The sequence below is a fragment of the Halomonas sp. genome, from assembly GCF_033549285.1.
Lineage (GTDB): Bacteria > Pseudomonadota > Gammaproteobacteria > Pseudomonadales > Halomonadaceae > Halomonas.
In genome coordinates this window covers 8663-18810 of sequence record NZ_JAWSUJ010000084.1, presented here as the reverse complement: position 1 = coordinate 18810, position 10148 = coordinate 8663, and the positions used below count along the sequence as shown (strand labels likewise).

The window sequence follows — 10148 nt, the reverse complement described above, 5'->3', positions numbered from 1 at the left end:
CGCCAGGGGTGAGGAGCATTGCTCCGAACGGGCTGGCCATGGATGGCCAGCACCGGCCCTGCAAGCGGAGCGGGACGCGAGAGCGCCGCAGGGCGTCGGTAGCGCCCAGGGAGGGGTTCACAGCGCCTCCTCGCAGGCCTTCCGCCGGATCAGCCTCGAGCGATATTGGTGACGGCTTTCGCTGTACCGTCGATAACGATGTCGGGATAATGCCGTCGATTGCCGATTCGCTACCCGGAGTTCCCCATGCCGTTCCAGTTCGAGGAGCACGACCCCGAGACCTACCGCCGCAAGGGCCGTTTCATCAGCCTGGCCATGGCCGGCCAGCTGGTCGTCTTCGGGCTGGTGTTCGTCCAGCTGCTGCAGGCCGCCTTCGATGGCGGCTTCTGGCTCAACGTGTTGGGCGTGCTGCTGGGGCTGGTCGCGACCAGCCTGGTGTTCGCGGTACTGCGCGAGCGCCCGTGGATGGCCGAGGTGCGCTATGTCTGGCAGCTCAAGCACCAGCTCTCCCGGGTCAGCGGCTACCTGCCGGCGCTGCGCCGCGGCATGGCGGAGGGCAACGACACCGCGCTGGCGGTGCTCGCCTTCTATCACCAGGGCATGGCCCAGCTCGCCGAGCTCAACGGTCGTACCCTGGATGACGATGCCGAACTGCTCGCCGAGCGCGAGGTGGTGCGTGCCGCCCGTCGCGAGCGCGGCCTGCCCGAGCGCGTGGCCGGGCTCGACCCCCACGACCTCGATGCGTTCCGCAAGGGCTGACGGGAGGCGTCAAGGGGCGGCGCGCACGAAGCGGGCCTCCAGCATCAGCCTCTCGTCCTGACGGATCAGTGACCACTCCAGCGCCCACCAGCCCTGCCTGACGGCCCAGTCGGCGAAGGCCGTGAAGGCCTCCGGCGTCTCCAGCCAGCCATCCAGGCGCAGGTCGGCGCCTGCGGTCTCGACCCGGGCCTCCCGGATGCCCAGCCGTTCGGCCGCCGACGTCCAGGCCGTCGGCGAGGCGATCGGTGTCGGCTCATCCACGCGATCCGCCAGCCGCCAGGGAGCCTGCTCCATTGCCAGATAGGCGATCATGGTCAGGCTCACCAGGCTGCCTGCCAGCAGCCGATAGCGTTCCCCGGCGGGGCGTTGCCGCCATCCCGCTTTCAGTCTCCTCAACGGATTCATGGCGTGTCTCGCGTTGTCGAGGCGGCCCCCTCGAAGGTGACCTCCAGGATCAGGTCACCGGCATCTCGCGACACCCGTCCCAGTCCCCCCAGGCGCTGCTCCAGCAGGGTCGGGTCGTGCTGCCCCTCCAGCGGCCAGGCGAGAGTCAGGTGCTGGCCCGTGACGGCGAAGCGCACCAGGGTCGGCGTGGCCTCATCGAGGGCACCATCCAGTCGCGCCAGCACGCCCTCCAGACGGGCATTGCGCAGCAGCAGCCGGTCCGTCTCTCCGGCGGTCGGGCGGGGCTGGACGACCGACCAGGCGCCAAGGGCGCCGTGGGCCAGCAGCAGGACGGTCAGGGTCAGCACCAGGCGTCCAGGCCTTCGGCGAGCCGCTCCGCCGTCCGGCATCGCGGGCAGACGGGCGGGGAGGTGACGCCCGAAGAGGGCGAGCCGCTGGCCCGGGGCGAGAGGCGCGTCGAGCTCCGCGCCTTCGACGGGCTGCCAGCGACGTTCACGCAGGTCGGGCGGCAGCATGTCGCGCCACTCCCTGGGCCAGGTCAGCCAGTGCACGACCTCCGTTGCCTCGGGGTCCTGTGACCGGATCATCCAGTGCGACTCGCCGGCCAGCACCCGGAGCTGGTCGGGGGCGTCGGGTGCGGGCATCCCCATGAAGCCACTGGCCCAGAAGGGAACCGCCAGACCGCGTTCGGTGAACCAGGCCTGCCAGGCCTGCAGCACACGGCGCTCCACCGCCACCAGTTCCAGGCGCTCCGGCCGCTCTGCCAGGGCGAACAGGGCGAGTTCCGACACCTCCGTGGCGACCCGGTCCTCGATCAGCAGGGGCCACTCGCTGCGCTTCAGCCCCCTTGGGTGGGCGGGACAGAAATGGCTCACGGCATCCGGCGGCAGCAGCAGCACCGCGGGATGCTCGCGGCACAGGGTGACGAGCCGTGTGTCGGGGGTATCGCCGGCCAGATACCCCTCTTCCAGAGGAGGAGCACCGGAGGGACCATCGGTGGCCACCAGGCCCCAGGCGAGGAACGCATCGGGTGTCGGCTCGCGCCCGGCGGCCTGAATCAGCACCCGCAGGCCCGGTCGGCGGCGTGTCAGGAGGAGAGTCATGGAGAAAGCTCCTGGAAGAGGGGGAGGCTGCCACGGGCCAGGACGCGAACGCGGGCGGCCGATACCGAGGGGGTCCAGTTGCTGACGCCCTCGGCCTGGAGCAGCCGGGTGAAGTGGAACCGGTGACCGCTCACCTCGATCTCGATGTGCAGTCTCACATAGTCGGGGGAGAGCGTGAGTCGGTCTCCCAGCTCCCGGACCCACTCGGCCTGGCCACCCAGTCTGTCCTGCAGGTCGTCGAGTCCCGTGAACCCCGCCGCAGGGCGGGCAGCGATCAGCTGCGCGAGGCTGTCACGGGACTGTCGGCCCTCGAAGAGCGCATCGAGCAGGGGCAACTGGTCGGCCGCCAGGGTGTTCAGGTTGAGGCGCCAGGGACCGCGCTCGGGAAGGGCGCAGAGCGATGGGTGACGCAGGGCACGGGACGGGTCCAGAGGCTCCACCCAGTTGATCTCGCTGATATCGGCAAGGGGCATGTCGGCCGAGGTGCGCGGGGGAACGCTGCGGGCATAGTCGACGCCGTCGAGGCTCCCCGGCCGCGGCCGGGAATCGGCGTCGATCCAGTCCGCCAGGCGTGCCACCAGGCGCTCCGGGCTTTCCGGTGCATTCTCGAGCGTCAGCAGCCGGTGGAGCTGCCGCTCGGCCAGTCCCGTGTCCTCCTGCGCCAGGACGTTGAGGTTGAAGCAGGTACGCCCGTCCTCGAGGCGCAGCATCACCACCCCCTCGTCCGTGGGCAGGCGTCTCGGCTCACCGGCCAGCCAGCGCCACCACTGGGCGGAGTGCCGTCCGGCGGGATCGGTGAGCATCCGCTCGGCCAGCAGTTCGGCCCCCTGCGCATGGAAGCGCGCCTGGGTCTCGGCCTGCAGGCGGGCGAGGCGCTGGAGGTCGCGATGCCCCTGCTCGGTGAACTGGGTCATCAGGAAGGCGACCAGGGCCAGGCACAGCAGCACCATGAGCAGGGCGACGCCGCCTTCTCGTTTCATGGGGCCTCCAGGACGGGCAGCGGCACCACCACGCCATGGCGCTGCCCCGCCTGCCACCAGTCGAGGCGCACCGCGCGTGCCCGGCCGTCCGCGGTGGGGGTGGCCCGCCACTGCTGCCCGTCGTGGAAGGCGATCTCCAGTCGCTCGAGCCCCTCGAGGCGCGCCGAGGCGTGCCAGGCCGGCCGGCCCGTGGCGTCGAGCTCGCCGCTGGAGAGCAGGCGCAGCTCCCCGATCTCGGGTCGCCACTCCAGGCGCTGGCGCCGCAGCCGGGTGTAATGATCCCCCAGGGGCAGTGGCCAGCCGCTGGCGGCGACCCACTCGAGTCGTTCCCCATCGGCCCGGACGTCCAGGGGGCGGTTCAGGTGAGGCTGGCCTCCCTCGTGAAGGGGGCGCACCACCAGGCTCTCCAGCCGTCGCTCAAGCAGTTGGGCGACGTGCAGGTGCTGACGCACCGCTGGCGGCGTAGCCAGGCGCTCCCGGGCGCTGACCAGGCCCGAGACCAGGGTGGCCACGGTGACGCCGATCAGCGCCGTGAGCCCCAGGGCCACCAGCACTTCCAGCAGGGTGAATCCCCGTTCGCGCGGCATCATCATGGAGCCAGGAAGAGCGTGAAGGTGAGGGGGGGAGGCGACGCCGCTTGGCGGGAAACGCTCAGCCGCCCCCGGCGCAGTGCCGGAATGCCGGTCTCTTCCACCCGGAGGTGCCAGTGGCAGCCGAGCGGTGATTCGCCCCGGTGCTCCCCCGGCTCGGGCCAGAAGCGTGTCGTGGCGAACTCACCGGCCAGGGACCGCGCGCACAGCAGCAGGGGGAGGCGCTCCCGCTCGGCCAGCGCGATGCGGCTCTGCTGCTGCAGCGCCTGGCTGACGCCGGCGGTCAGCAGGGCAAGGATGAACAGCGCCACCATCACCTCGAGCAGCGTGAAGCCTCTCTCCCCGCCTGGAGAGGGCCTGCGGCTCATCGGGTGTCGCCCACGGCCAGCTCGAGGCGCCGGCCGGCGTGGTGCAGCACCAGCGTCGTGCCGACGACCTCCCCATCGGGCCACCAGACTACCCAGGGGGTCTCGGGGGATTCGCGTGCCGGTTCGCGGCGCGTAGCCGTCAGCCCCTCTGGCCAGTCGCGCCCGGCGAGCCGTCGGGACGCCAGCGGCCGCCACTGGCCTCCCTCGGCGGGATGCCAGGCGAGGAAGCGGTAGCCGGCCTCCCCGGGCTGCCAGCCGATGAGCCCCTGGCGCTGCACCGCCTGGTCGCCGGCCTCCGCCAGGTCCCGTTGCAACAGCTCCCGCGCGGCCTCCAGCGGCTGGCGCTGGGCACGGTCCATCATGGCCACGCCGAGGGACGCCACCACCCCCATCACGGCCAGGACTACCATCAGCTCCAGCAGCGAGAAGCCGCCCGACGGCTGCGGGGAGCGCGCCTTCACAGCATCCAGTTGCCGATATCGGCATCCAGTCCCTCCCCGCCGGGTCGCGCGTCGGCACCCAGGGTGTAGATATCGATGTCGGCATGCTCGCCCGGCTGCCGGTAGTGATAGGCATTGCCCCAGGGGTCGGTGGGGAGCCGGCGGACATAGCCGCCCTGCCGGTAGTTGTCCGGCTGGGGGGGCTGCGAAGGCCGCGTGACCAGGGCCCCCAGGCCCTGGTCGTCGCTCGGGTAGCGCAGGTTGTCCAGCCGATACATGTCGAGGGCCTGCTCGAGGGTGGCGATGTCGGCACGCGCCTTCTGGCGCATGGCGTCATCCTGGTTGCTGAGGACGTTGGGGGCGACGATGGCCACCAGCAGGCCGATGATGAAGATCACCACCATGATCTCCAGCAGGGTGAAGCCGGACTGGCGCAGGGGCGTGGGATGACGGGCGTTCATCGGGGTGTCTCCGGGGGTCAGGGGGAAAGCGAGCCGTTGAGGCTCATGATCGGCAGCAGGATGGCCAGCACGATGACCAGGACCACGCCGCCCATCACCAGGATCAGCACGGGCTCGAAGAGCCCCAGGGCGGCATCGATTCGGCGGTTGAAGGTGATCTCCCGCGAGATGGCGATGCGCTCGAGCATGCGTTCGAGACGACCGCTCGCCTCGCCGCTGGCGATCATGTGCAGCAGGGTGGGGGAGAAGCGGCCGGTGCGGGCCATGGCACGCTGCAGGCTGACGCCGCCGGACACGTCGGCGACGATGGTGTCCACCGCCTCGCGCAATACCTGGTTGCCCAGGGTGTTGCGACTGACCCTCAGGGCATCCAGAAGGGGGATGCCGCTGCCGGTCAGGATCGCCAGGGTGCGGGTCAGGCGGGCCGTATCCAGCAGCGAGAGGAGCTCGCCGATGCGCGGCAGGCGCAGTATCAGGGCATGCCATCGGCGCCGAGTGGCCGGTCGGCGCAGCAGGCGCTGTGCCAGCAGGCCCGCCACCACCAGGGCCGCGGCCAGCCAGCCAGCCGTGGCCTGCAGCAGGTCGGAGAGGGCGATCAGGCCCCGGGTCAGGGGGGGCAGGGTCATGTTGGAGTGCTCGAACTGCTCGGCCAGGCGCGGTACCACATGGACCATCAGGCCCGTCACCACCAGGATCGAGACCAGGATCAGCACGCTGGGATAGATCAGCGCGGTGCGGGCCCGGGAGCGCTGCTGCTGCACTCGCTCCAGGTGGTCCGCCAGCTGTTCGAGGATTCCCGCCAGGCGTCCCGACCGCTCGCCGGCGGCGACCAGGCTGCGATAGAGGTCGTCGAAGGTGCCGGGGTGGGCGGCGAGGCTGTCGGCCAGGGCGTGCCCCTCGCGGACCCGGCGCAGGACATCCAGCAGCACTCCGCGCGCCTTCGGCTCCTCGCTCTGCTGCACCAGGGCCTCCAGTGCGTCGCCGATGGCGATGCCGGCATCGACCAGGGTGGCGAGCTGGCGAGTCAGCATGGCCAGCGTCTCGGCGTCGAGGGCCCGGTGGCGCCGAAACCGCGGACGTTGTCCCACGGCCACCAGCCGGCGCGGAAACAGCCCCTGGTCACGCAGCAGCTGCCGGGCATGCCGTTCGCTGTCGGCCTGCAGCACGTTGCGCAGGCGTGACCCGTCGGGCTTGAGGGCCAGGTAGCGGTAGGTAGGCATGGTCTCTGCGGGTCTCCGTCATCCTGCGGAACCATTCTCTCCGCCGGGTGTTGCAGTTTGTTGTCGGGCTACGGGTGGATGGCGCGCAGGATCTCGTCGGAGCTGGTGTCTCCGTTGGCCAGGCGCTCCAGCGCGGCGGAGGCGAGGGAGCTCCGACGACGGAAGGCGTGGTGTGCCATCTCGGCTTCGGTGGCCCGGTCATGGATCATGCCGGCCAGGGCCTCGTCGATGTCGATGAACTCGTAGATGCCCACGCGGCCACGGTAGCCGGCGCCTTCACAGGCTTCGCAACCGACGGCCTCGGCCACACGCGTCAGCGTGTCCAGGCCGGTGATGCTCTCCGCCGCGACGCTCGTGGGAGGGCGCCAGCGCCGGCAGTCGGGGCACAGCCGTCGCACCAGGCGCTGTGCCATCACCCCCTTCAGGCTGCTGGCCAGCAGGTAGGGCTCGATCCCCATGTCCCGGAGCCGGGTGATCGCCCCCAGCGCACTGTTGGTATGCAGGGTCGAAAGCACCAGGTGGCCGGTGAGGCTGGCCTGGACGGCGATGGTGGCGGTCTCCAGGTCGCGGATCTCGCCGATCATGATGACGTCGGGATCCTGCCGGAGGATGGCTCTCAGGCCGTGGGCGAAGGTCAGGCCGGCCTGGGGGTTCACTGGCGTCTGGCCGATTCCGGGCAGGGCGTACTCGACCGGGTCCTCCACGGTGAGGATGCTGCGGCGGCTGTCGTTGAGATGGGCCAGGCTGGCATAGAGCGTGGTGGTCTTGCCGGAGCCGGTCGGACCGGTATTGAGCAGGATCCCGTTGGGTCGGGCGAGCAGGCGGCGGAAACTGCCCAGCACGGCCGGCGGCATGCCGAGAGTCTCCAGGTCGAGGAGGGCGGCCTGCTTGTCGAGCAGGCGCATCACCACCCGCTCGCCATGGATCCCGGGCAGGGTGGAGACGCGAATGTCGACGCCTCGGCCCCCCAGTCGCACGCTGATGCGGCCGTCCTGGGGCTGGCGCTTCTCGGCGATGTCCAACTGTGCCATCACCTTGATGCGCGAGATCAGCATGGGCGCCAGCACCCGGGGGGGACGCAGCGCCATCCGCAGGGCACCATCCACCCGCAGGCGAACGCTCAGTGCCTTCTCGAAGGGCTCCACGTGGATGTCCGAGGCACCGAGGCGCAGCGCCTCCGAGAAGATGCCGTTGATCAGGCGGATGACCGGTGCCTCGCTCTCGCTGTCGAGCAGGTCCTCGGTGCGGGGCAGCTCGTGCAGCAGGCTTTCGAGGTCCACCTCCTCGGCGAGCCCCTCCATCAGGCTCTCGGTGGTGTCCCGGCCGGCATCGTGCAGTTCGCCCAGTCTCGCCTCGAAGGCCTCCGGCCCCAGCCACTCGCAGGCGAGCGGCTGACCATGCTGTCGCTGGGCCTCCTGGAGGGTTTCCAGGCATGCATCCTCGCGGCAGAACAGGCGGTAGCCGGCCTCCTGCCAGTCGAGGGCCACCCCGCTGCGTCGCGACAGTCGGTAGGGCAGCAGCGGGCGCTCCCCGGCGGGACGATGGGCGCTCCCGTCGCCTTCCGGCAGGGTCATGGGAGGAGCTCCCCCAGGCGCTTCCGGCCCGACGGGTAGAGGGCATCGAGGCTCACGAGCTGGCTCTCCAGTGGCGGCAGGACCTGATCCTCCTCGAGGTCCCTGAGCAGCTGCTGGGCGCGCATGTGGCGGTACTTCCTGGCCGTCCCGGCATCCAGGGCACGGTCGTCGCGGATGACCCGGGCGCGGATGAAGACCATCAGGTTCTGCTTCTCGCGGCTGGTGTCGGAGTAGCGGAAGAGGTTGCCGACCAGCGGGATTCTGCCCAGCAGGGGGACCTGCTGGCGCGTGCTGCTGCTCTGGTTGCTGATCAGCCCTCCCAGCACCACGATGCCGCCGTCACGGGTGCTGACGGCGGTCTCGATCTCCCGCTTGTTGGTCACCACATCGCTGGCATTGACGTTGCTGTCCACCGAGGAGACCTCCTGGGCAATGGCCAGGCGGATGGTGTTGTCGGCGCTGATCTGGGGGCGGATGCGCAACTTGATGCCGACGTCCTCGCGCTGGATCGTCTGGAAGGGGTTGGCATTGTCGACGGTGGTGGAGCCGGTGATGAAAGGCACTTCCTGGCCCACCAGGATGTAGGCCTCGGCGTTGTCCAGGGTCATCAGCGACGGGGTGGAGAGCAGGTTGGTGTCGGCATCGCTGCGCAGGGCCCTGAGCAGGGCGGCGAAGCTGATGCCGCTGCTGTCCAGGCGACCGAATCCCGTCGTGATGCCGTTGAGGCTGCCCAGCAGGTTGCCGAGTGCGGAGGTGTCCTCGGTGGCGGCGGCCGTAGCCAGTGCGGTGATGCCCGTCGACCCCGAGGTGGCGAAGTTGACGCCGGCGACCGGGACGGTGCTGCCCGAGCCGGTGTCGGCGAAGAGCCACTGCATGCCGAGCTGGCGGGCCCGGGACTCGGTGATCTCGGCGATGATCGCTTCTACCGCGACCTGGGCGCGTCGAATGTCGAGCTGCTCGATGATGCTCAGGTAGGCCTCCAGCCTGTCAGGGGGGCCGGTCAGTACCAGGGCATTGGTGGAGGGGTGCATCGCGAAGGCGGTCCCAACGCTGCCTCCGGGTGCGGGAAGCTCCACACCCTGACCGTCCTCGCTCACCTTGGAGAGCGCACTGGTGTTGAGCTCCTCCAGGACCTTCAGCACATCCTCGGCGGCGGCATGGTTGAGGTAGACGACGCGGGTCCTCACGTGGCGCTCGACCGCGGTGTCCAGGCCGGCCACCAGTTCGCGGACCCGCTGGCGCTGCGCCGGGCTGCCGAGTACCAGCAGGGCATCGGCACGTGGCGCCGCGATGATCCGGGGCCCGCGCCCCTCGCCCTCTCCCAGGAGGCCGTCCAGGGTCTCTGCCAGCTCGTCGGGACGGGTATGCGCGACGGGAATGACCTCGGCCTGGCTCTCCTGGCGCTCGTCGAGCAGCCGGGCCAGCCGGTCCAGCCGGTCCAGATTGTCCTGCCAGTCGGTAATGACCACCTGTCGGCCCGAGGGGTTGGTGGTGATGGTGCCGGTCCGGGCGTCCACCAGGGGCTCGAGGATGGAGGCCAGTACCGTGGCATCGAGGTGGCGCGTCTCGATGATCCGGGTGGCCACGCCGCCCCCTTGCCGGTCGCCTGTCCCGGTGGGAATCGGCTGCGTCCTGGCCAGCTCGTCCGGCACGATCCTGACCTGGCCATCGGGCAGTTCCACGGCGGCATAGCCGTTTACCTGCAGTTCGCTCTGGAAGAGGCGGTAGAGCTCAGCGCGGGTCAGGGCGTCCTGGCTGGTCAGGGTGATGGTGCCTTGAACGCGAGGGTCCACGACGAAGGGGCGGCCCGTCAGCCGCGAGATGCTGGCAATGAACTCGCGGATGCTGGTGTCCCGGAACTCGACCCGGTAACGCTCCTCCTCGGGCGGGGTATCCGGCACCTGGGCGGCGGAAAGCGAGGAGAGGGCCAGCAGGAAGAGGGCGGCGACCAGTGGGCGAGGCGTCATGGGAGTCACTCCGTGTCGAACATCAGGGGAGGGGGCGGAGCTTCAGGCCAGGGCAGCCGCTCTTTTCGCCCCTGGTGGTCCAGGATCGCACCATCGGCAGTGATGGCCTCCAGCGTGACGCCGTCGACGACCCTGTCACCTTCGCCCACGACCCGCTGTCCCTCGGGCGTTTCGAGGACCAGGATGGTGTGGCTGGCCTCGGGGTGGCGCAGGCTACCGACAATGGCGAGCGGCAGGCGGGGCGTCTCCCGGGGGGGAGGCGGGGTGGCGGATGGGGGCTT

The 10148-nt window shown here is 70.4% G+C and carries 12 protein-coding genes; 1 reads left to right on the top strand and 11 read right to left on the bottom strand.

Annotated elements, in window-relative coordinates:
* The first annotated feature begins 246 nt into the window (after window positions 1–246).
* Window positions 247–759, top strand: coding sequence for a DUF3087 family protein (locus tag SCI24_RS16260; protein ID WP_318726373.1), 513 nt, complete (start codon window positions 247–249; stop codon window positions 757–759).
* A 9-nt stretch (window positions 760–768) separates the two neighbouring features.
* On the opposite strand, the gene SCI24_RS16255 is transcribed toward SCI24_RS16260, so the two are convergent.
* The 11 genes from SCI24_RS16255 to SCI24_RS16205 form a co-directional block, all read right to left on the bottom strand.
* On the bottom strand, window positions 769–1164 hold the full coding sequence (locus SCI24_RS16255; RefSeq protein ID WP_318726372.1) for a hypothetical protein: 396 nt from the start codon (window positions 1162–1164) through the stop codon (window positions 769–771).
* Window positions 1161–2267, bottom strand: coding sequence for a type II secretion system protein GspL (locus SCI24_RS16250; protein WP_318726371.1), 1107 nt, complete (start codon window positions 2265–2267; stop codon window positions 1161–1163). The genes SCI24_RS16255 and SCI24_RS16250 overlap by 4 nt, the downstream gene beginning before the upstream one ends.
* Window positions 2264–3247 (bottom strand): type II secretion system minor pseudopilin GspK, encoded by a 984-nt coding sequence (gene gspK / locus SCI24_RS16245; protein WP_318726370.1) that lies wholly within the window; start codon window positions 3245–3247, stop codon window positions 2264–2266. The genes SCI24_RS16250 and gspK overlap by 4 nt, the downstream gene beginning before the upstream one ends.
* Window positions 3244–3837 (bottom strand): type II secretion system protein J, encoded by a 594-nt coding sequence (locus SCI24_RS16240; RefSeq protein ID WP_318726369.1) that lies wholly within the window; start codon window positions 3835–3837, stop codon window positions 3244–3246. The genes gspK and SCI24_RS16240 overlap by 4 nt, the downstream gene beginning before the upstream one ends.
* Window positions 3837–4205, bottom strand: coding sequence for a prepilin-type N-terminal cleavage/methylation domain-containing protein (locus SCI24_RS16235; RefSeq protein WP_318726368.1), 369 nt, complete (start codon window positions 4203–4205; stop codon window positions 3837–3839). The genes SCI24_RS16240 and SCI24_RS16235 overlap by 1 nt, the downstream gene beginning before the upstream one ends.
* Window positions 4202–4666 carry a prepilin-type N-terminal cleavage/methylation domain-containing protein gene (locus SCI24_RS16230; protein ID WP_318726367.1) on the bottom strand — a complete coding sequence of 155 codons (465 nt, stop codon included), beginning with the start codon at window positions 4664–4666 and terminating at the stop codon, window positions 4202–4204. Before SCI24_RS16230 ends, SCI24_RS16235 begins: the two co-directional genes overlap by 4 nt.
* Window positions 4663–5106 (bottom strand): type II secretion system major pseudopilin GspG, encoded by a 444-nt coding sequence (gene gspG / locus SCI24_RS16225; RefSeq protein ID WP_318726366.1) that lies wholly within the window; start codon window positions 5104–5106, stop codon window positions 4663–4665. Before gspG ends, SCI24_RS16230 begins: the two co-directional genes overlap by 4 nt.
* A gap of 17 nt (window positions 5107–5123) precedes the next feature.
* Window positions 5124–6326, bottom strand: a complete 1203-nt coding sequence (gene gspF, locus SCI24_RS16220) for a type II secretion system inner membrane protein GspF (RefSeq protein ID WP_318726365.1) — start codon at window positions 6324–6326, stop codon at window positions 5124–5126.
* Window positions 6327–6394: 68 nt separating this feature from the next.
* Window positions 6395–7900: a GspE/PulE family protein gene (locus SCI24_RS16215; protein ID WP_318726364.1), complete on the bottom strand. Its 1506-nt coding sequence runs from the start codon at window positions 7898–7900 to the stop codon at window positions 6395–6397.
* Complete coding sequence (gene gspD, locus SCI24_RS16210) at window positions 7897–9867, bottom strand: type II secretion system secretin GspD (RefSeq protein WP_318726363.1); 1971 nt, start codon at window positions 9865–9867, stop codon at window positions 7897–7899. The genes SCI24_RS16215 and gspD overlap by 4 nt, the downstream gene beginning before the upstream one ends.
* 5 nt (window positions 9868–9872) lie before the next feature.
* Window positions 9873–10148: type II secretion system protein N (locus tag SCI24_RS16205; RefSeq protein WP_318726362.1), on the bottom strand; the 276-nt coding region annotated here is incomplete at its 5' end.

Coding starts and splice junctions, on each gene's coding strand:
- SCI24_RS16215 (WP_318726364.1), bottom strand. CDS start 7,900: ATGACCCTGCCGGAAGGCGACGGGAGCGCCCATCGTCCCGCCGGGGAG.
- gspG (WP_318726366.1), bottom strand. CDS start 5,106: ATGAACGCCCGTCATCCCACGCCCCTGCGCCAGTCCGGCTTCACCCTG.
- SCI24_RS16260 (WP_318726373.1), top strand. CDS start 247: ATGCCGTTCCAGTTCGAGGAGCACGACCCCGAGACCTACCGCCGCAAG.
- SCI24_RS16255 (WP_318726372.1), bottom strand. CDS start 1,164: ATGAATCCGTTGAGGAGACTGAAAGCGGGATGGCGGCAACGCCCCGCC.
- SCI24_RS16240 (WP_318726369.1), bottom strand. CDS start 3,837: ATGATGCCGCGCGAACGGGGATTCACCCTGCTGGAAGTGCTGGTGGCC.
- SCI24_RS16250 (WP_318726371.1), bottom strand. CDS start 2,267: ATGACTCTCCTCCTGACACGCCGCCGACCGGGCCTGCGGGTGCTGATT.
- gspD (WP_318726363.1), bottom strand. CDS start 9,867: ATGACGCCTCGCCCACTGGTCGCCGCCCTCTTCCTGCTGGCCCTCTCC.
- SCI24_RS16235 (WP_318726368.1), bottom strand. CDS start 4,205: ATGAGCCGCAGGCCCTCTCCAGGCGGGGAGAGAGGCTTCACGCTGCTC.
- gspF (WP_318726365.1), bottom strand. CDS start 6,326: ATGCCTACCTACCGCTACCTGGCCCTCAAGCCCGACGGGTCACGCCTG.
- gspK (WP_318726370.1), bottom strand. CDS start 3,247: ATGAAACGAGAAGGCGGCGTCGCCCTGCTCATGGTGCTGCTGTGCCTG.